General features: G+C 73.8%; 16 protein-coding genes. 3 read left to right on the plus strand and 13 right to left on the minus strand.

Annotated features, from left to right (window positions below; all coding sequences use genetic code 11):
- Nucleotides 1-164: 164 nt before the first annotated feature.
- Complete coding sequence (locus tag ACZ4MH_RS12215; protein WP_351600343.1) at nt 165-428, minus strand: hypothetical protein; 264 nt, start codon at nt 426-428, stop codon at nt 165-167.
- Between the two features lie 605 nt (nt 429-1,033).
- Between ACZ4MH_RS12215 and ACZ4MH_RS12220 the strand changes: the two genes are divergently transcribed.
- The gene (locus ACZ4MH_RS12220) at nt 1,034-2,716 is read left to right on the plus strand and encodes a protein kinase domain-containing protein (protein ID WP_351600341.1); all 1,683 of its coding nucleotides are present in this window, start codon (nt 1,034-1,036) and stop codon (nt 2,714-2,716) included.
- A gap of 118 nt (nt 2,717-2,834) precedes the next feature.
- Here the strand turns inward: ACZ4MH_RS12220 and ACZ4MH_RS12225 are convergent, their stop codons facing one another.
- From ACZ4MH_RS12225 to ACZ4MH_RS12265, 9 genes are all read right to left on the minus strand, one after another.
- Entirely contained in the window at nt 2,835-3,656 is an 822-nt protein-coding gene (locus ACZ4MH_RS12225) for a TrmH family RNA methyltransferase (protein ID WP_351600338.1), read from the minus strand.
- A 350-nt stretch (nt 3,657-4,006) separates the two neighbouring features.
- The gene (gene cobA / locus ACZ4MH_RS12230; RefSeq protein ID WP_351600336.1) at nt 4,007-5,248 is read right to left on the minus strand and encodes a uroporphyrinogen-III C-methyltransferase; all 1,242 of its coding nucleotides are present in this window, start codon (nt 5,246-5,248) and stop codon (nt 4,007-4,009) included.
- Nucleotides 5,249-5,674: 426 nt separating this feature from the next.
- The gene (gene cobT, locus ACZ4MH_RS12235) at nt 5,675-9,775 is read right to left on the minus strand and encodes a nicotinate-nucleotide--dimethylbenzimidazole phosphoribosyltransferase (protein WP_467754484.1); all 4,101 of its coding nucleotides are present in this window, start codon (nt 9,773-9,775) and stop codon (nt 5,675-5,677) included.
- Nucleotides 9,776-10,014: 239 nt separating this feature from the next.
- Entirely contained in the window at nt 10,015-11,235 is a 1,221-nt protein-coding gene (gene cbiE, locus ACZ4MH_RS12240; RefSeq protein WP_351601578.1) for a precorrin-6y C5,15-methyltransferase (decarboxylating) subunit CbiE, read from the minus strand.
- A gap of 121 nt (nt 11,236-11,356) precedes the next feature.
- Nucleotides 11,357-11,989 carry a GNAT family N-acetyltransferase gene (locus tag ACZ4MH_RS12245; protein ID WP_351601581.1) on the minus strand — a complete coding sequence of 211 codons (633 nt, stop codon included), beginning with the start codon at nt 11,987-11,989 and terminating at the stop codon, nt 11,357-11,359.
- Between the two features lie 202 nt (nt 11,990-12,191).
- Nucleotides 12,192-13,043, minus strand: a complete 852-nt coding sequence (locus ACZ4MH_RS12250; RefSeq protein WP_351601584.1) for a MetQ/NlpA family ABC transporter substrate-binding protein — start codon at nt 13,041-13,043, stop codon at nt 12,192-12,194.
- Between the two features lie 76 nt (nt 13,044-13,119).
- Nucleotides 13,120-13,848, minus strand: coding sequence for a methionine ABC transporter permease (locus tag ACZ4MH_RS12255; RefSeq protein WP_351601588.1), 729 nt, complete (start codon nt 13,846-13,848; stop codon nt 13,120-13,122).
- The gene (locus ACZ4MH_RS12260; RefSeq protein WP_351601591.1) at nt 13,845-14,897 is read right to left on the minus strand and encodes a methionine ABC transporter ATP-binding protein; all 1,053 of its coding nucleotides are present in this window, start codon (nt 14,895-14,897) and stop codon (nt 13,845-13,847) included. Before ACZ4MH_RS12260 ends, ACZ4MH_RS12255 begins: the two co-directional genes overlap by 4 nt.
- 420 nt (nt 14,898-15,317) lie before the next feature.
- Complete coding sequence (locus ACZ4MH_RS12265; protein WP_351601594.1) at nt 15,318-15,959, minus strand: HAD-IA family hydrolase; 642 nt, start codon at nt 15,957-15,959, stop codon at nt 15,318-15,320.
- Between the two features lie 138 nt (nt 15,960-16,097).
- On the opposite strand from ACZ4MH_RS12265, the gene ACZ4MH_RS12270 reads away from it, so the two are divergent.
- Both ACZ4MH_RS12270 and ACZ4MH_RS12275 read left to right on the plus strand, forming a co-directional pair.
- Nucleotides 16,098-16,466: a hypothetical protein gene (locus ACZ4MH_RS12270; RefSeq protein WP_030251770.1), complete on the plus strand. Its 369-nt coding sequence runs from the start codon at nt 16,098-16,100 to the stop codon at nt 16,464-16,466.
- Nucleotides 16,459-16,908: a hypothetical protein gene (locus ACZ4MH_RS12275; protein WP_351590979.1), complete on the plus strand. Its 450-nt coding sequence runs from the start codon at nt 16,459-16,461 to the stop codon at nt 16,906-16,908. The genes ACZ4MH_RS12270 and ACZ4MH_RS12275 overlap by 8 nt, the downstream gene beginning before the upstream one ends.
- Before the next feature lie 73 nt (nt 16,909-16,981).
- Here ACZ4MH_RS12275 and ACZ4MH_RS12280 read toward each other — a convergent pair whose 3' ends face one another.
- The 3 genes from ACZ4MH_RS12280 to ACZ4MH_RS12290 all read right to left on the minus strand — a co-directional run bounded on the left by ACZ4MH_RS12280 (nt 16,982) and on the right by ACZ4MH_RS12290 (nt 19,431).
- Nucleotides 16,982-17,485 (minus strand): GNAT family N-acetyltransferase, encoded by a 504-nt coding sequence (locus tag ACZ4MH_RS12280; RefSeq protein ID WP_351590982.1) that lies wholly within the window; start codon nt 17,483-17,485, stop codon nt 16,982-16,984.
- Between the two features lie 122 nt (nt 17,486-17,607).
- Nucleotides 17,608-18,135 (minus strand): sigma-70 RNA polymerase sigma factor region 4 domain-containing protein, encoded by a 528-nt coding sequence (locus tag ACZ4MH_RS12285; protein WP_351590985.1) that lies wholly within the window; start codon nt 18,133-18,135, stop codon nt 17,608-17,610.
- Nucleotides 18,136-18,282: 147 nt separating this feature from the next.
- Nucleotides 18,283-19,431: a glycerophosphodiester phosphodiesterase gene (locus ACZ4MH_RS12290; RefSeq protein WP_351590988.1), complete on the minus strand. Its 1,149-nt coding sequence runs from the start codon at nt 19,429-19,431 to the stop codon at nt 18,283-18,285.
- Nucleotides 19,432-19,473: the final 42 nt, after the last annotated feature.

The raw sequence follows: 19,473 nt of genomic DNA on the forward strand, positions 1-19,473 counted from the left end.
TCCAGCGGCCGGCCCCGGACGCGCGAAGGCCGGGCATCTCCCCAGATGCCCGGCCGTTCGTGCCGTCCGCCGCACCCCCGTCCCCACGGGGTCAATCGGCCGGAGTCTTGTCCCCGGAGCGCCGTACGCCTCCGGTCCCGGACCGCTCTTCCGGGACCGGCGCGTCAGCGCCCCAGCATTCCGGCCACGGACGACGCCTGTGTGACGACGGCGTCCCAGCCGCCGAAGACGACGGCCAGTAGCGCCGCCAGCGGCAGCACCATGGCCACCGCCACCAGCGGATGGCGGGTGCCGGACGGCTGCCGGACACCGAACGCGGCGGCCGTCCTGCGCCCCTGCGCCCGGAGAACCGTCTGCGCACGGAAAGCCGTCTGCGTACGGAGAACCGTCTGCGTACGGAAAACCGTGCGTCCCGCCGTGTCCGCCATCGCCCCGTCTCCCGTCGTTCTGGCAGCGGTGGGCGTCCAACCTCGGGGGACGAGTGCTCGCGCCCACCGCCTGACCTCCACACTAGGCAGCCGGCGACCCCCGGACGTCAGCCCGACGTACCGATCGGCGGGCCTCCGGGAGGATGACGGCGCGGCCCCGTATCTACTCCCGTGGGTGGAGATCCGGCACCGGCTTTCGGGGAGATCCCGGAGGGGGTGTCCGACTGCGCCCGGAGACGGCCCTTTCGCGTGACTTCGGTCACGCACCCGGCTCCCCCGCCGGCCGCCGTCCCGGTCCCCCGCCGGGCCGCCGCGCCGCACCGGGCCGCGCCGTCCCCGTACCCCCGCAGCGGCACCGCTGGCGGACCGCCACCTGTCCGTGCCTCAAACTCCGTGCCGTAGCCGACGCTTGGGAGCGCGGCGCGGAACTCGGCGCGTACGGACGCCGATTCCGGGTCCCGCGCGCACGCCGCCCGCCCGCCGCCGGCAATCCATGGCCGACGCATGCGCGGCCTGACAGCGCAGCGCCCCGTCAATCCGTAAGCTGTGGCACGTCAGACGGATGCAGCGGAGTGGGGCCTCCCCACCGCAGGTAGGGGACGGACATGGCGATGATGCGGCTCCGGCGCGAGGATCCGCGGGTCGTCGGCTCGTTCCGGCTGCACCGCCGGCTGGGCGCCGGCGGGATGGGCGTGGTCTACCTCGGGTCCGACAAGCGCGGCCAGCGGGTGGCCCTGAAGGTGATCCGCCCGGACCTGGCCGAGGACCACGAGTTCCGCTCCCGGTTCGCGCGCGAGGTGCAGGCCGCGCGGCGCATCCGGGGCGGCTGCACGGCGCGGCTGGTGGCGGCCGACCTGGACGCGGACCGGCCGTGGTTCGCGACCCAGTACGTCCCGGGCCCCTCGCTGCACGACAAGGTCAACGACGAGGGCCCGCTGCCGCCGGCGCAGGTCGCCACGATCGGCGCCGCGCTCTCCGAAGGGCTGCTCGCCGTCCACGACGCGGGCGTGGTCCACCGTGACTTGAAGCCGTCGAACATCCTGCTGTCCCCCAAGGGCCCCCGGATCATCGACTTCGGCATCGCCTGGGCGACCGGCGCGAGCACGCTCACGCACGTCGGCACCGCCGTCGGCTCGCCCGGCTTCCTCGCGCCCGAGCAGGTGCGCGGCGCGGCGGTCACGCCCGCCACGGACATCTTCGCGCTCGGGGCCACGCTGGCGTACGCCTGTACCGCGGACTCGCCCTTCGGACACGGCAGTTCCGAGGTCATGCTCTACCGCGTGGTGCACGAGGAGGCGCAGCTGGCCGGGGTGCCGGAGGCGCTGGCGCCGCTGGTGGCGGGCTGCCTGGCCAAGGACCCGGCCGAGCGGCCGAGCACCCTGACGCTGTCGCTGCGGCTGAAGGAGATCGCCGCGCGGGAGGCGCACGGGCTGTCCGACGGGCCGGTGGACGGGCTGCCCGGCGAGACGCTGCTCCGTACGGAGCGGGGCGGGCCCGAGCGGCCCGGCGGGCGCCGCGCTGAGGACTTCGTACGCCAGCGCGCGGACGAGCGGCACACGCCGGGCCACGGCACGGGCACGCCGCGCCCGCAGTCCTCCTCGCGCCCCTCGGTCTCCCGTCCGGCCGGTTCCCGGTCGGCGGCGGGCACGCACGACAGCTGGCCCCCGGCGCCGAGCGCGAACGGCGGACGGCCGGCGGCGGGCTCCAACGGCCGCTCGGCACCCGCGGGCTCCAACGGACGGTCGGCCTCCCCCGGCTCCAACGGCCGGACGGCGCCGCCCGCCGGCTCCAACGGGCGGTCCGCTTCCCCCGGCTCGAACGGCCGGTCGGCCCCCGCGGGCTCCAACGGACGCTCGGCCTCCCCCGGCTCCAACGGCAGGTCAGCGGCCCCCGGATCGAACGGCCGGTCCTCGGGCCCGCACTCGGGTCCGAACTCGGGTCAGCACTCCAACGGACGGTCCGGCGGCCGGGCATCGGGCCGGGTGCCCGGCGCGCGGTCGGCGGGGCGAAACGGTTCACGTCCGGCCAGGACGACCTCGGGCGGCCGCCGCCCGGCGGGCCCGGACCGCAGGCTGCTGCGCCAGCGGCTCATCGTGTTCGTCACGGTGACGCTGCTCGTGGCGCTGGGCATCGCGGCGGCCCAGGGCTGCCAGGGCCCGACTCGCGGCCTGGGCGTACTGGGCTCGGGCTCGGGCTCGGGCTCGGGCTGGGGCTCGGCACACAGCCAGGGCGCGCACGCGTCGGGCACGCCCTCGCCGGGCGCTCACACACCGCGTACGCACCCATAGAGCGCTCACACACCGGGAACACACCCGTCGGGCACACACCCGTCGGGCGCTCACGCACCGGGTACGTCGGACGGGCCCTGAGGGCCGCCCCCACCCGTAGTAACCGGACCGACCGGGCTCAGGTGGTGTCCGGCCGCCCCGTCGCCACCGCGTAGAAGGCGACCGCCGCGGCCGCGCCGACGTTCAGCGAGTCGACGCCGTGCGCCATCGGGATGCGGACCCATTCGTCCGCCGCGACCAGGGCCTGCCGGGACAGCCCGTCGCCCTCGGCCCCGAGCATCAGCGCGGCCCGCTCCAGGCTGTGCGGCGCGGCCTCGTCGATCGCGGTGGCCTTCTCGTCGGGCGTGAGCGCGAGCAGCTTGAAGCCCGCCTCCCGTACGGTCTCCAGGCTCCGCGGCCACTGCTCCAGGCGCGCGTACGGCACGGAGAACACCGCCCCCATGGACACCTTCACCGACCGCCGGTAGAGCGGGTCGGCGCAGTCCGGTGACAGCAGTACGGCGTCCATGCCGAGTGCCGCCGCGCTGCGGAAGATCGCGCCGATGTTGGTGTGGTCGTTGACGGCTTCCATGACGACGACGCGGCGCGCGGAGGCGAGCAGGTCGCTCGCCTCGGGGAGCGGCTTGCGCTGCATGGAGGCGAGCGCGCCCCGGTGTACGTGGTAGCCGGTCACCTGTTCGGCCAGCTTGGGGTCCACCGCGTACACCGGCGCCGGCACCTCGTCGATCACGTCCCGCATGACGTCGACCCACTTGGCCGAGAGCAGCATGGACCGCATCTCGTACCCGGCGTGCTTGGCGCGCCGGATCACCTTCTCGCCCTCGGCGATGAACAGGCCCTCGGCCGGTTCGCGGCGCCGCCGCAGCTCGACGTCGGTGAGGCCGGTGTAGTCGCGCAACCGGGGGTCGTCGGGGTCGTCGACGGTGATGATGTCTGCCACGGGTCGATCGTGCCTTGTCGTCGTCGCGGTTCCCATGCCGGGGACCGCATTTGTTACCAGCGGTTACAGGCAGCCGCCGGAACGGCTGCCGCACTAAGGCGGGCTGCCTTGCGGGCAAGCGAGGGCGGGCTGCGAGGGCTGCCCTCTGGGCAACCGGCGGCGGGCTGCCCCTGTGGACAACCGCTGCCCGCGCCCGCACCTCATGTATAACCCCAGTTAAAGGGGGGCCAGGTGGAGAACCGTCACTTCGGCTTCACGGGGCGAAGGCCCTCGCGTCGCTTCGGCCTCGGCGTCCGCTTGGGCTTCGGCTTCGGCGTCCGCTTCGGCCTCGGCGTTCGCTTCGGCGGGCGTCAGGGAGCGAAGGTCTTCGCGGCGTTCACCACGTCGCCGATGACGATGACGGCGGGCGGCCGGACGTCCTCCTCCTTGACCCGCGCCCCGACGGTCTCCAGCGTGGCGTCGACGCGGCGCTGGGTGGCCATCGTGCCCTCCTGGATCACGGCGACCGGGGTGTCGGCGGCGCGCCCGTGCCGCGTCAGCGTCGCGGCGATGGAGGCGATCTTGTCCACGCCCATCAGGATCACCAGCGTGCCGCGCAGCTTGGCCAGCGCCGCCCAGTCGACCAGCGAGCGCGCGTCGTCGGGCGCGACATGGCCGCTGACCACGGTGAACTCATGGGCCACTCCGCGGTGCGTGACGGGCACGCCGACCGCGCCGGGCACGCTGATGGAGCTGGAGATGCCCGGCACGACCGTACAGGTGATGCCGGCCTCGGCCAGCGCCTCGGCCTCCTCCATGCCGCGCCCGAAGACGAACGGGTCGCCGCCCTTGAGGCGGACCACGGCCTTGCCGGCCTGGGCGTGGTCGATGAGCGCCTGGTTGATGGCCTCCTGGGCCATGTACCGGCCGTACGGGATCTTCGCCGCGTCGATGACCTCGACGTGCGGCGGCAGCTCGTCCAGCAGGTCGCGCGGGCCGAGCCGGTCGGCGATCACCACGTCGGCCTCGGCGAGCAGCCGGCGGCCGCGCACCGTGATCAGGTCGGGGTCGCCGGGGCCGCCGCCGACCAGCGCGACGCCGGGAGTACGGCGGCGATGGTGCGGCGCTGCGATCGTGCCGTCCCGCAGGCCCTCGACGATGGCGTCGCGGACGGCGGCGGCGCGGCGCGGGTCGCGGCCCGCGGCGTCGGTGTTGAGGACGGCCACGGTGACGCCCTCGCTGCGGCCGGTGGCCGGCGTCCAGGCGGTGGCCGCCTCGGCGTCGTCGGACCGTACGGCCCAGACGCGGTGCTCCTCGGCCTCCTGGGAGGCGGCGGCGTTGGCCGCGTCGTCGTCGGTGGAGATCAGCGCGTACCAGGCGTCCGCGAGGTCGCCCGGCCGGTACCCGCGCCGCTCCCAGGTCAGCTCGCCGGCGTCCGCCATGGCCTCGACGGAGGGGGTGGCGGACGGCGAGATGAGCAGGATGTCGGCGCCGGCGGCGATCAGCGCGGGCAGCCGGCGCTGGGCGACCTGGCCGCCGCCCAGCACCACGACCCGGCGGCCGGTCAGGCGCAGGCCGACGGGATAGGCGGCGTGCTCGGAGGGAACGGCCATGGCGGTACGGCTCCTTGTGCGGGTGATGCGGGGCCGCTTCGGCGCTGGAGCGGCGTGAGGATGGTGGTGCGGCCGGTGCGGCGGCCACGCGTCCCGGCCCACAGCCTATTTGGCCGCGGGCCTGGGGTCATGCGCGGGCGGCGCCGATGCGGCCGGACGCCGGGATGCTCCCGGTTCTCGGGGGCACGTCACGCCCACGGCGTCCGGAATGACCGAGACGTCGGGACGGTCGGGATGACCGGGACGGACGGGATGTCCGGTGCGCGTGGCGCCCAGGGCGACCGGGTTACTCGCGCCCCGAGCGCCCCGGGCGTGCCGGGCATGCCGGGAGTCGCGGGCACGTGGCGGCCAGGCCATGCCGAAGGGGTGGCACGGCGTCGCCGGTGCGGGGGCGGTCCGGCGCTGCGGAGCGTCCCCCATGGGCGGTCAGCCCTTCTCGGTGACTCCGGCGGCGTCGAACGTCGCCACCTCGTGCATCGCGCGCGCCGCGCTCTGCACGATCGGCAGCGCGAGCAGCGCGCCGGTGCCCTCGCCGAGGCGCAGGTCGAGGTCGACCAGCGGGCGCAGGCCCAGCTTGGTCAGCGCCGCGACATGGCCGGGCTCGGCGCTGCGGTGGCCCGCGATGCAGGCGGCCAGCGCCTCGGGCGCGACGGCCCGCGCCACCAGCGCCGCCGCGCCGGCGCTCACGCCGTCCAGGATCACCGGCGTACGCAGCGACGCGCCGCCGAGGATCAGGCCGACCAGCGCGGCGTGCTCCAGGCCGCCGACGGCCGCCAGCACGCCGATCGGGTCGGACGGGTCCGGCTGGTGCAGTTCCAGGGCGCGGCGGACGACGTCGACCTTGCGGGCGTGCGTCTCGTCGTTGATGCCCGTGCCGCGGCCGGTGACCTCGGCGGGGTCGGTACCGGTGTACACGGAGATCAGCGCCGCCGAAGCGGTGGTGTTCGCGATCCCCATCTCGCCCGTGAGCAGCGCCTTGTTCCCGGCCGACACCAGGTCGCGGGCGGTCTCGATGCCGACCTCGATCGCCTTGAGCACCTCGTCACGGGACATCGCGGGCCCGGCGGTCATGTCGTCCGTACCGGGGCGCACCTTGCGCGGCAGCAGCCCGGGCGTGGCCGGCAGCTCGGACTTCACGCCGACGTCCACGACGCAGACCTCGGCGCCGACCTGGTTCGCGAAGGCGTTGCAGACCGCGCCGCCGCCGAGGAAGTTCGCGACCATCTGGCCGGTGACCTCCTGGGGCCAGGGGGTGACGCCCTGGGCGTGCACGCCGTGGTCGCCCGCGAAGATCGCCACCGCGGCGGGCTCCGGGACGGGCGGCGGGCACTTCCGCGACAGGCCGCACAGCTGCGCCGAGATGATCTCCAGCATGCCGAGCGCGCCGGCCGGCTTGGTCATCCGCTTCTGCCGCTCCCACGCGTCGCCGAGCGCCTTGGCGTCCAGCGGGCGGATGCCCTGCAGGGTCTCCTGGAGCAGGTCGTGCGGCTCGGCACCGGGCAGCGCGCGCCGCCCGTACGTCTCCTCGTGCACGACCCAGGACAGCGGGCGGCGCTTGGACCACCCGGCCTGCATCAGCTCGGGCTCTTCGGGGAACTCGTCGACGTACCCCACGCAGAGGTACGCGACGACCTCCAGGTGCTCGGGCAGGCCCAGCTCGCGGACCATCTCGCGCTCGTCGAAGAAGCTGACCCAGCCGACGCCGAGGCCCTCGGCGCGGGCGGCGAGCCAGAGGTTCTCGACGGCCAGCGCGGAGCTGTACGGGGCCATCTGCGGCTGGGTGTACCGGCCGAGGGTGTGGCGGCCGCCCCGGGTGGGGTCGGCCGTGACGACGATGTTGACCGGGGTGTCGAGGATCGCCTCGATCTTCAGCTCGCGGAACTGCTTGGCGCGCGCCTTGGGCAGCGACTGCGCGTACGCGTCGCGCTGCTGCATCGCCAGCTCGTGCATCCGCTCGCGCGTCTCGGCGGAGCGGATGACGACGAAGTCCCAGGGCTGGGAGTGCCCGACGCTGGGCGCGGTGTGCGCCGCCTCCAGGACGCGCAGCAGCACGTCGTTCGGGATCGGGTCGCTCCGGAAGCCGTTACGGATGTCCCGCCGCTCCCGCATCACACGGTGCACGGCGGCCCGCTCCTCGTCCCCGTAACCGGCAGCGGGGTCGGCGGGACGGGGGGCGGCCTCGGGCTCGGCCTCGGGGTCGGCTGCGGCTTCCGCTTCGGCTTCGGGGGCGGGCTCTTCGGCCTCGGGCTGGGGCTGGGGCTCGGGCTCCGCTTCGAGGGCCGGGACGGGCTCCGCCTCGGGCTCGGCCTCGGGCTCGGCTTCGGTGGCGGGCGCTTCGGCCTCGGGGGCCGGGGCCTGCTCGGCTTCGGGGACGGTCTCCAGGACCGGAGTGGACTCGGCCTCAGGGACGGGCTCGGCCTCGGGGGCCGGGGCCGACTCGGTCTCCGGTACCGGGGCGGGCTCGGCCTCAGGAACGGCCTCGGCTTCGGGCTCCTCCGCCGGGGCGGCCTCGGTCGGCTCCGCGGGGGCGGTGTCGGCCTCGGCCTCGGGGACGTCGGGGACCGGCGTGGTCTCCTCCGTCTCGCCCGTGGGAGCGGCCTCCTCGACGACGGCCTCGGGCACCGCTTCCGCCTCGGGCTCAGCGGTCTCGGGCTCGGCGGTCTCGGGGGCCGCGTCCGCGACGGGCTCGGCCTCCGTGGGAGCCGCCTCCGCGACGGGCGCTTCCTCGGGCTGCGCCGCCACCTCGGCCTCCGGGGCGGCCACAACGGCTGCCTCCGGGGCAGTCTCGACCGCGGCCTCCGGAGTGACCTCCGGGACGGTGTCCTCCGCGAAGGCCGCGTTGATCGCGGCCTTGGCGGCCTTCGCCTTGGCCGCCGACCGCGACGCCCGAGCCCGCGGCACCGTCGCCTCAGAAGGCTCGGCGGATTCGACGGACGCGACGGACTCGGCAGCTACAGGAGCGTCCTCAACGGACTCGACAGGCTCGACGGGCTCGACCGACTCGTCAGCCGCAGAAGCACCATCGGCGCCCTCCGCGTCCTCGGCACCTTCCGTGCCCTCCGCGCTCGTCGCGCCCTCCGGAACCTCGTCACCCAGCTGCAGCAGCTCGGCGGCGTCCTGCGCCTCGGCGGGCGCGGCGGCCTGGACCGGCTGTGCCTCGGCGACGGGCGCCTGGGGCTCGGTCACGGCCTGCTCTTCGTTGTGCACGTGTTCCTCTGCTGCGGGCTCCGCGGCGAGCTGCTCCGCACCGGCAGGCGCGGCCTCGACGGGGCCCTGCTCGCCCTCGGTGGTGTTCTGCTGTACGTCGGCGTCGGCATCGGCGTCGGCGTCGGTGTCGGCATCGGTGTCGGCGTCCGCCTCGGCAGCGGCCTCCGCGGCCGGCACCGGCGCCGCGGGCGTCTCGTCCGGTACGGCCTCGGCCTGGCCCGGCGCGTCGTGCCCCGCGGCGTCCGTCTCGGCGAGCGGTGCCGCGACGCCGTGCTCGACGGGCTCCTGCTCGCCCGGCACCGCGGCATCCGCCGGTGCCTGCTCCGCCGCCTCCGCGAACTGCGGCCCGCTCTCGGGCTGCGCCACCGGGGCTTGCGCCACCGCCGCTTCGGACTGCTCCGCGCCGGTCGGCGCCTCGACCGCCTCAGCAGTCACAGACATGTCGGCCGCCGCAGCGACCTCAGCCGTACCGGCCTCCGTACCGGCCTGCGTACCGCCCACCGGCGCCGCCCCCCAAGCCGGCATCTGCGCCGGAATGGCCGCGCCACCCGGCTGCGCCGGCTCGGGCTGCGGTTCCGGCAGCGGCAGCGGGCCGGCCTGCTGAGCGCCTTCCTCGGGGAGCGGCCCCGGGGCCGCCTCCGGCAGCGCGCCCGGCTCCTCGCGCGGTACGTCCAAGTACTCGGGTCCCACGGTCGGCGGGCCCGCGTGCCGCGCGGGCGGCTGCGGGGTCCCGGCCGGGCCGCGGTCGGCGAGCGAGCGCACGACGCCACCGGTGTGCGCCTCCGGGACGGGCGGTCCCATGTGCAGCGGCCGGCGTGCGGGCGTGCTCTGCTTCGGGAGGGCGCCCTGCCCGGGCATGGCTCCGGGCGGCGTCGCGCCCGGCTGCGGCGCACTGGCCACCGGCTGGGGCGCGGCGGCCTGCGGCTGCGCCGCCTCCGGGCGGCCCGCGGCCTGCTCCTCGCCGTACGTCACCGTTTCGTACGGGGTCGGGTCGTACGCCGCCACCGGGTCGTACACCGCACCCCGTCCCGGGGTGTAGTCGGCGTGCTCCTCCGGCTGGTGCGCGGGCTGTCCGGGCGCGTAGTGGCCCTGCTGCTCGCCGTGCGCCTGCGGCTCGCTGCCCCAGGCGCCCTGGGCGCCCGGCATCAGCAGGTCGTCGTCCTCGGCCGGCTCGGCGGTGTCGAGGTACGCGTACGCGTCGTGCGGCTGCTGCGGGCCGGCGTCGGCAGGGGCGGGAGCGGCCGCCGGGAGCGGCCCTCCGGGATGTCCGCCTGCGTTCTCCGGCAGTCCCTCGCCCGGGACCTGGCCGGTGTCGGTCATGCGTACCCCTCGCCCATCGGTAGTGCTCCTTCCAACCGCTCGTCCGACGCGCTCGACCGCGGCACGCGCCGACCGCCCCCATAGCTAGAACGAGCGAGCGCGCCTCGCGGCACGTCCGCCCTCAAGAGCATCTTGTGCGGTCAAAACCTCGGACTTTTCCGGATATTGACCCACGACTCCGATCGCGGAACGGCGGCGCAACGATCCGCCAGCCTACCTCGCGCAGGTGACCGATCCGGTCAGGGGTGATGCACGCGGTAACCGCACACGAGGAAGACGACCGCCCGCTCCCGCTCCACCCATACGGAGGTGTCCAGCTCGACGGACTGCAGGAGCGCGCACTCGACTTCATAGCCGCCGTCGGCCAGCGCGCGGCCGAGCGCCTCCGCTTCGTCGCGGGTCGAGGCGTGGGTGACGATGCGTTCGGGGCGGCGGGCCGCGCAGGCGGTGACCACGGCCGTGCCGCCGGCCCCGATGCGGACGACGTCCGGCTCCGGGAGGTCTTCGAGTACCTGGGGCGCGCGGCCGTGCACGACCTGGAGCTGTACGCCGTACCGGCGGCTCACGGCTGTCGTGCGGGCGCAGGCGTCCTCGTCGGCGTCGACGGCGATGACGGCCGCGCCGAAGCGGGCGGCCTCGACGGCTGCCGCGCCGGAGCCCGCGCCGATGTCCCAGACCAGGTCGCCGACGGCGGGCCCGAGGCGGGCGAGCTGGGCGGTGCGCAGCTGGCCGGACTCACCCTCCGTCAGGCCGCCTCCGTACGCGCTGTCGGAGAGCCCCCAGCCGCGCGGCCCGGAGGGGTAGCCGACCTCGCGGCCGGCGAGCCAGCCGGTGCCCTGGGTGGCGGCGCTGCCGGCGGGACCGCCCACCACGATGACGACGTTGGGGTCGCGCCACACGTGGTCGGCGGCCTTGTCGGAGGTGAGGACCGTCACCTGTTCCTGGGTGGTGCCCAGCGCCTCGCAGATGACGAAGGTGCGGTGCACGCCGCGCAGCAGGAGGGCGAGTTCGGCGGGTCCGGCCCCGGGCGAGGTGAGGACGGCGACCTTGGTGTGGGCGCGGCAGACGTTGACGGCGCGGCGCAGGTCGCGGCTGTGCGCGACGACGATCTGGGCGTCGTCCCAGGGCATCCCGGCCCGGGCGAAGGCGGCGGCGACGGAGGAGACGGCCGGTACGACCTCGACTTCGAGGCCGTGTTCGGGTGCGCGCAGGGTGCGGACGACGCCGAAGAAGCCGGGGTCGCCGTCGGCGAGTACGACGGCGGTGCCGCGGTGCTGGGCGATCCGGCGCGCCGCGAGGCCAACGCTGCCGAGCCTGATCCGCTCGGCGGCGGGCGGTACTTCCTTGAGCGCCAGGTGGTGGGCGGCGCCGGCCACCAGGGTCGCCGCGCCCAGTGCGGAGCGCGCGGCGGCGGTCAGAGGCGAGCCGTCCCACCCGATCACGGTGACGCGGTCGGCCATCTGCGGATGTCTCCTGGTCTCGTCGTGCGGTCGGTCCGTTGTGCGGGCGTGGATCAGGTGAGGGTACCCCGGGTGCCCCGTCCCCCCGCGGCGCCCTTCTCCCCCACTGCTCCACCGTCCTTCAGCGCCAGTCCGGATACGCGAAGCCGTCCGCGTCCTCGGTCCGGTCCGGGAGGCCGTCGAAGTCCTCGGGCAGCAGGCTCCACACGATGAGGTCGGTACGCATGTCGGTCCAGCCGCTCTCGGTGCGGGAGCGGGCTATCCAGGCGTTGCGGAGCACGCCTTCGCTGATGCAGCCGAGCTTCTGGGCGACCTGCTGCGCTGCGGTGTTGTCGGCGGCCGTCCGCAGCTCCAGGCGTTCGAACTTCTGGTCGCGGAAGAGCCACTGGGCGACGGCGAGCGAGGACTCGCAGGCGTAGCCCTCGCCGCGGGCCCAGGGGGCGGTGATGTAGGAGAGCTCGGCGCCGCGTATCCGCCAGTCGGTGTGGTCGATGCGGACCGCGCCGACCAGGCGCTGGGTGAGGAATTCGGTGACGGCGAAGGCGAGTCCGCGGCCCGAGGTGCGCACGGCCGGGGCGCCGCTGGTGACCCACTCCCGGGCGTGTGCCGTGGTGTACGGGAAGGGGTGGGCGGTCCAGGCGGCGACCGCTTCGTCGTTCATCATGTCGCCGAGCGCGGGGATGTCCGTGTCGTCGAAGGGCCGCAGTACCAGACGCTCCGTGCTGATGGAGATGTCCGGAAAGGTGGATGTCATGCAGCTGCTCCCACGCCGTGGACCGTAAAGCTCCGTAAAGCTCCGCGAATACGTTCGGGCGCTCCCGCCCGTCTTGAGTGCACAAGCATGCAGCATCTGCCTGCGAATGTGCCAAGTATGACGGCCCGCACCTGCCGCGATAAGGCAGGTACGGGCCGTCGTACGGGCGCCTGGCGGAGTCAGCTCGCCTTGCCGGCGGGGGTCAGCTCGCCTTGCCGAAGGAGGGCAGCACGGAGCCGTCCTTGTAGTGCGTCTCGATGAACTTCTTGACCTGGTCGGAGTTGAGCAGCTTCGCGAGCTTCTGCACGCGCGCGTCGTTCTTCTTGCTCTTGTCGACGGCGAGGAAGTTCGCGTAGGGGCTGTTCTTGGCCGACTCGATGGCCAGGGAGTCCGTCTTGGGGCTGAGCTTGGCGGCGATGGCGTAGTTGCCGTTGATGACCGCGGCGTCGTAGTCGCTCAGCTGCGGGGCCAGGAGTTCCGCCTTGGACTCCTTGATGGTCAGGCCCTTCTTGTCCGCGATGTCGTTCAGGCCGGGGATCGCGGGGGCGTCGGCCTTGAGCTCGATGGCGCCGGCCTTGTCGAGCAGCTTCAGGGCACGGGCCTCGTTGCTGGCGTCGTTGGGCACGCCGACGGTGTCGCCGGACTTCAGCTCGGAGAGCTTGTCGTACTTCTTGGAGTAGACGCCCATCGGCTCGACGTGGACGTTGACGACGGGCTCGATGTCCCCGTCGTTCTTCTTGTTCCAGTCGTCCAGGAATTCCTTGGTCTCGAAGTAGTTGGCGTCCAGGCTGCCGTCCTTGGTCGCCGGGTTGATCAGCTGGTAGTCGTCGAAGGTCTTGACCTGGATCTTGAGGCCCTCCTTGGGCGCCAGGTCCTTCTTGACGTACTCCAGGATCTCGGCGTGCGGGACGGAGGTGGCGCCGACGACGAGCGGGGAGCTCGCGTCGTCCTTCTTCTCCGTGTCCGGGTCCGAGGGGGCGCTGCAGGCGCCGAGGGCGAGGGTGAGCGCGGCGGCGGCCGCGACGGCGCCGGTGAGCTTGACGGTGTTACGCACGAAGAGTGCCTTTCTGACAGGTGGTGTACCGCCCGGCAAAGGGTCCGGGCTCCGGGGTGGTGGCTCAGAGCCCGTGTCAGGCCGCCTCGTCCGCGGTCTCGCGGGCCTTGGGCAGCTTCAGCAGGCGTACGGGGGCGGTGGCGCGGGAGCCGCGGCGGGAGAGCCGCCGGATCACCAGGTCACCGATGAGCTGGATGACGGTCACGATCAGGATGATCAGTACCACGGTGACGAGCATGAAGCGCGTGTCGTACCGCTGCTGGCCGTAGGTGATGGCCACGCTGCCCAGACCGCCGGCGCCGAGCGCGCCGGCCATCGCGGAGTAGCCGATGATCGTGATGACGGTGTTGGTCAGGCTGGCGACCAGCGAGGGCAGGGCCTGCGGGAGCAGCACCTTGAAGACGATGGTCCAGGTGCCGCCGCCCATGGACTGGGCGGCCTCGACGAGCCCGCCGTCCACCTCGCGCAGGGAGGTCTCCACCAGGCGCGCGAAGAAGGGGACGGCGCCGACGGCGAGCGGCACGACCGCGGCCGAGGGGCCGATGGACGTACCGGCGACGAGCCGGGTGAACGGGATGATCGCGATCATCAGGATGATGAAGGGCAGCGACCGGCCGATGTTCACGACGACGCTGACGACCTTGTTCACCACGGTGTTCTGCAGCTGTCCGCCGCGGTCGGTGAGGACCAGCAGGACGCCGAGGATGAGGCCGCCGACGACGGTGTAGACGGTTGCCCACCACACCATGAAGAGGGTGTCGAGGATGCCGTCGTAGAGCACCGGCTGCATGTCGTTCCAGTTCACTTCGCGACCTCCTTGGTCAGCACGGCGGCGTCCGTCTGCGGCGCTGTGCGCCCCACGACGTCGACCTGGAGGCCCTGCTCGCGCAGGAAGCCGATGGGTACGACGTTGTCCTCGAAGCGTCCGGGCAGCTCGATGCGCATCCGGCCGACCTGCTTGCCGCCGACGGTGTCCATGGCGGCGCCGAGGATCGACACGTCGACGTTGTAGGTCCGCGAGAGGGTGGAGATGACCGGCTCGGTGGCCGCCTCGCCGTGGAAGGTGACGTCCACGACCGTGCGGTCCTCGGCCGTGGCCTCGCCGGTGACCGGGAACAGCTCCGTGGCCAGCTCCGCGCCGGGCGTGGCCAGCAGCTCGGAGACGGTGCCCTGCTCGACGATCCGGCCGCCCTTCATCAGGGCAGCGGAGTCGCAGATGGTCTTGACGACGTCCATCTCGTGGGTGATGAGCAGGACGGTCAGGCCCAGCTGGCGGTTGAGGTCGCGCAGCAGCTGGAGGATGGAGCGGGTGGTCTCCGGGTCCAGCGCGCTGGTGGCCTCGTCGGAGAGCAGCACCTTCGGGTCGCCGGCCAGCGCGCGGGCGATGCCGACGCGCTGCTTCTGGCCGCCGGAGAGCTGGGCGGGGTACGCCTTGGCCTTGTCGGCGAGGCCGACCAGGTCCAGCAGCTCCAGCGCCTTGCGGGCGCGGTCGCGGCGGCCGACCTTGAGGATCTCCAGCGGCAGCTCGATGTTGTCCTGGACGGTGCGCGAGGACAGCAGGTTGAAGTGCTGGAAGACCATGCCGATGTGGCTGCGCGCGGCGCGCAGCGCGGGGTTCGCCCGCTGGCCGCGTCCGGCGAGCTCGGTGAGGTCCTGGCCGGCCACGGTGACCGTGCCCGAGGTGGGGCGCTCCAGGAGGTTCACGCAGCGGATGAGCGTCGACTTGCCGGCGCCGCTCTGGCCGATGACGCCGTACACCTCGCCCTCGCGGACGTGCAGGTCGACGCCGTCCAGCGCGGTGACCTCGCGGTCGCCTGAGCGGTAGACCTTGGTGAGGCCCGTAGTGGTGATCACAGGGATATCCGTCATGGTCGAGTGCTCGGCGGCTCGTCCGCCGGGCACGGGGCATTCATTGCGGAGTGCGGCATGGGGATCGCGGAGGCATGCGGGCGGCGGGCGCCCGGCTCCGGGGTCCGGTGACGCGGGGCGGCCGGGAGTGCGTACGGAGCGCGTGCGTACGGGAGGTACGGGGCGCTTCTGTACGCGTCGTCCGGCACATGGCAGCGGGTCTCGCTTCGGGGCGCGAGGCTCAGGCGGGGGCCCTCAGCGGTCACACATTCGACACAGGCAACGAGCACCGGGCGTCAGGTGCGCCTCGGTCGCGGGGGTGCGGCAGCTCGTCGTGGTCATGCTGGCCAGTAAACCAGACAGGCGTACGGACCGATCAAGCCAGTCCGGATGACGGACTCGGGTGACCGGTCCGTGGACACCGGCTCAGTCCGCCGTCGTGATCTCCACGCCGTCCGCCGTGGCCTGCGCGGACACCGCGGACAGGTCCGGTACGACCACGTCGGCCACCAGCTCCTCCGGGCCGGTCGTTGTGGTCAACGCCACGGTCTTCGCGCCCGCCGCGCGGCCCGCCGCGAGTCCGGCCGGCGCGTCCTCGAAGACCGCGCAGCGGGCCGGGTCGACGCCCAGGTGCCGGGCGGCGAGCAGGAACGGCTCGGGGTCGGGCTTGCCGCGGGTGATGTCGTCCGCGGTGATCAGGTGCTTGGGACGGATGCCGACGGCGGCGAGCCGGGCCTCGGCGAGCTTCCGGGTGGCGGAGGTGACCACGGCCCAGCGGTCGGCGGGGAGCGAGTCCAGCAGGGCGCGGGTGCCGGGCAGCAGCACCACGCCGTCCACGTCCGCGGTCTCCAGCTCCTCGATGCGGGCCAGCGCCTCGGGGGCGCGCTCGCCGGGCAGCAGGTCGGCGACGATGTCGGCGGCGGGCCGGCCGTGCAGCTCGACCCGGGCGAACTCCCCCGTGACGCCGTACTCCCGTGCCCACCGCGTCCAGCAGCGGCGCACCGAGTCCATGGAGGAGACGAGCGTGCCGTCGTTGTCGAACAGGAGGGCGTCAACCGAGAGCTTCATGGTCGCCGAGGGTACGTGGTGCGCGGGGCCGGGCGCCGGGCCGGGGCCGCGCGCCGGCGGGCGGCGGGCGCCGATTAAAGTCGGGGGCATGCCCCACAGCCCCACTGCGCGCAGCCGCGCCGCCGCGCGGAGGTCCCGGTGATCGACGCGCTGACGGTCGCGGTCGGCGTGACCGCCCTCGTACTGGCCGCCTGGTGCGGCTTCGCCGCGTACCGCGACGAACCGACCAAGGACTGGCACTTCATCGGGATGGCCGTCGTCTCGCTGCTCGCGCTCGTGCAGCTGGTGACCGGCATCGTGAAGCTGGCGGGCGGCGAGAAGCCGGACGACGGTACGGCGATCTTCCTGGCGTATCTGATCGGTGCCGCCGCGTGCGTGCCCGCCGCCGGGTTCCTGTCGCTGTCGGAGCGGACCCGCTGGGGTTCGGTGACCGTCGCGGCGGGCGCCGTGGTGCTGGCCGTGCTGGAAGTACGGCTGTACGACATCTGGGGAGGCGGCCATGGCTGAGCCCGCGACGACCACCACTGAGAGCGCCGGGACGCCCGCCGAGGGGGGCCGCCGCTCGCTGGGCACGGGCCCCGGCCGGCTGCTGGTCTGGCTGTACGGCGTCTTCACCGTCGGCGCCGGCTCGCGGGCCGTGTACCAGCTGATCGCCCAGTACGACCGGGCGCCGCTGTCGTACGTCCTGTCGGCCGGCTCCGCCGTGGTGTACGCGGTCATCCTGTTCTCGCTGGTACGCGGCGGGGAGACGGCGCGCAGGGTGGGCCTGGCCTGCTGCTGCCTGGAGCTGCTGGGCGTGCTCGGCGTCGGCACCTGGACGCTGCTGGAGCCGTCCGCCTTCCCCGACACCACGGTCTGGTCGGGGTACGGCTACGGCTACCTCTTCATTCCGGTCTTCCTGCCGGTCACCGGGCTGCTCTGGCTGCGCCGCGGCCGCCGCGCCGGCTGACCACTCGCTCGTACCGCCGCGGGCCCGCACGTGCGACTGCACGTACGGGCCCGCGGCGTCGGTACGGGGAGGCTCAGGCGCTCGCCACGTAGGCCTGCGCCGACGCGTCCTTCTCCAGCGTGATCAGGCTGAGCCGGCGGCTGACCTCTTCGGTGCCGACCTGGGCGTAGCCCCGGCTGCGGTACAGCCGGAGGTTGCCCTCGCTGCGGTGGCCGGTCAGCAGCCGGAAGCGGGTGACCGCGTGCTCGGTGGCCAGCCGCTCCTCGACGGCGGCCAGCAGCCGGCTGCCGAGTCCGTGCCGCTGCATCCGCGGATGCACGATCAGCTTGTCGATGGCGCCCACGCCGTCGGCGTCGACCGCACCGCGCACCGATCCGACGACCTCGTCGCCGAGGCGGGCGACCACCACGCACCCGTCGCGCATCTCCGCACGCAACTCATCGAACGTCTGCGTGAGCGGCTCGATCGAGTAGTCGTCGTACAGCGCGGCTTCGGACTGGTAGCACAGGTACTGCAGCTTGAGGATCTGCTCGGCGTCCTTGTCGGTCGCCGCAGAGATGGTCACGCTCATGCCCATGCGTGCTGGCCTCCCCTTTTCGGTTCGGTGAGCCCGGGCGCCATGAGGGTGTGGTGCGGCGCCCGGACGGATCTGCCCTGACTTGATGGCACCACGGGATGCGCGGCGCCGCCATGGCGGGGTCAACGCTCCTTTCCCCGGAGTTCAGGAACCCCAACCTCCGCCGTCAGCATTCTGCGCAGACATGCCAGACAACGGGAACGGAGCGGCCCCATGCTCCCCTGTGACATTCCCAACTCAGATGAGATCTCACGGTAGGTCGGATCGCTGCCCGACAACAGGGCGCGTACCAACTCCGGGCAGCGGCCCGGCAGTTGTCCGGCGACGGCGAGCAGTGCGCGGCGTCGCTCGGCATCCAGGGCCAGCGGCTCGGCGACCGCGCCGACGCTCGGCTGGGCGCTGATCGGGTCGTACGGGATCTCGCGGCGGGCGCGCCGCCGGGCGCCGCGCGCCTCGGCCCGTACCGCCCGGCGCAGCCAGCGCGCGGGCTCGGCCGGCGGACCGGCCATTCGGGTGTACCGCAGCAGGCGCGCCCACACGTCCTGCTCGATGTCCTCGGCCTCGGCCCCGGCGCCCGGCGCCTCGGCCGCCACCTCCGCGGCGAGGAGCGGGCGCAGCGCGGCGATCAGTTCACGGTCGCGGTCCGTCATGTCCGGGCGGACAGCGCCGGACGGCCCCGCGGTTGCCCCGCGTCAACGCTGTCCCGTCACGCGTGGGAGTACTGCGCCGGCCGGGCGACGCGCGGGCCGGGGTCACCACCCCGCGCCCGCCGTCGCCACCACACGCGCGGTCGGCGGTCAGCCCTTGCGGAACTCCGCGGCCACCAGCAGCGCCGTGTCCGGGTTGTCGGAGAACAGCCCGTCGATGCCGGTCGCGAAGAGCGCCTTGAAGTAGGCGAGGGAGTTGCCGTAGGCGTTCGGGTCGCTGCCCTTGCGCAGGTCCACGGGCAGGAAGGTGTTCTCGTTGCGGACCGTGTACGGGTGCAGGACCAGGCCCGCGTCGTGCGCGTCCTTGACCACCGAGGAGGGCGTGCCGAGCTTGCCGTCGGCGGTGCGCGGGATGATCACGGTGAGGTCCGGGCCGATGCCCTGCGCGAAGGAGGCGATCCAGCGCAGCCCTTCCGGCTTGACCAGGTCGGCGACGGTGCGCTTGTCACCGGCCTGCTTGAGGTCCCACGGCTGGTCCTTGAGCGTGCCGAGCAGCACGACCTTGGGACAGTCGACCAGCTTGTCCAGCCGCTGGATGCTGGTGGGCTCGAAGGACTGCAGGAAGTTCGGGGAGTCCTTCTTGTGGCGGCCGTACTGGCGCAGCAGCTTGGCCACCCGCTCCTCCAGGCCGAGCCCGATCCCCCGGAAGTACGTGGGGTGCTTGGTCTCGATGTGCAGCCAGATGCGGCGGCCGCGCTTGCGGCCCTCGCGCTCGGCCCACTGCAGTACTTCCTCGAACTCCGGCACCTGCCAGCGGCCGTCGTAGAGGGTGTTGTGCTGCCGGGTCTGCGGGATGCGCTCCTTGGCGCGCAGCGTCTTCAGCTCGGCGAGCGTGAAGTCCTCGGTGAACCAGCCGGTGAGCTTCACCCCGTCCACCGTCTTCGTCGTCTTGCGGCCCGCGAACTCCGGGTGGTCGGCGACGTCGGTGGTGGCGGTGATGTCGTTCTCGTGCCGGCAGACCAGGCGGCCGTCCTTGGTGGGGACGAGGTCCTGCTCGATCACGTCGGCGCCCATGTCCAGGGCGAGCTGGTAGGAGCCGAAGGTGTGCTCGGGGCGGTAGCCGCTCGCGCCGCGGTGGCCGACGACCAGGGGGACGGGCAGTTCACCGCCGCCGTGAGCGCCGTGCCCGCGCCCGGCCGCGGCCGCCGTTCCGGCCCCGCCGCCCAGCACCGCCGCTCCGGCGCCGAGCGCCGCAACGCTCAGTACGGTCCGCCGCCCGGGTCGCTGCGCCTTGTCCATATGTCCCCGACTCCTTGTGGTTCTGTGATGTGCCGCACCTGC

This window comes from Streptomyces sp. NPDC026301, assembly GCF_055567935.1.

Bases quoted from the DNA above. Each gene is read 5' to 3' on its own strand.
- ACZ4MH_RS12215 (WP_351600343.1), bottom strand. From the start codon at position 428: ATGGCGGACACGGCGGGACGCACGGTTTTCCGTACGCAGACGGTTCTC.
- ACZ4MH_RS12220 (WP_351600341.1), top strand. From the start codon at position 1,034: ATGGCGATGATGCGGCTCCGGCGCGAGGATCCGCGGGTCGTCGGCTCG.
- cobA (WP_351600336.1), bottom strand. From the start codon at position 5,248: ATGGCCGTTCCCTCCGAGCACGCCGCCTATCCCGTCGGCCTGCGCCTG.
- cobT (WP_467754484.1), bottom strand. From the start codon at position 9,775: ATGACCGACACCGGCCAGGTCCCGGGCGAGGGACTGCCGGAGAACGCA.
- cbiE (WP_351601578.1), bottom strand. From the start codon at position 11,235: ATGGCCGACCGCGTCACCGTGATCGGGTGGGACGGCTCGCCTCTGACC.
- ACZ4MH_RS12245 (WP_351601581.1), bottom strand. From the start codon at position 11,989: ATGACATCCACCTTTCCGGACATCTCCATCAGCACGGAGCGTCTGGTA.
- ACZ4MH_RS12265 (WP_351601594.1), bottom strand. From the start codon at position 15,959: ATGAAGCTCTCGGTTGACGCCCTCCTGTTCGACAACGACGGCACGCTC.
- ACZ4MH_RS12275 (WP_351590979.1), top strand. From the start codon at position 16,459: ATGGCTGAGCCCGCGACGACCACCACTGAGAGCGCCGGGACGCCCGCC.
- ACZ4MH_RS12280 (WP_351590982.1), bottom strand. From the start codon at position 17,485: ATGGGCATGAGCGTGACCATCTCTGCGGCGACCGACAAGGACGCCGAG.
- ACZ4MH_RS12285 (WP_351590985.1), bottom strand. From the start codon at position 18,135: ATGACGGACCGCGACCGTGAACTGATCGCCGCGCTGCGCCCGCTCCTC.
- ACZ4MH_RS12290 (WP_351590988.1), bottom strand. From the start codon at position 19,431: ATGGACAAGGCGCAGCGACCCGGGCGGCGGACCGTACTGAGCGTTGCG.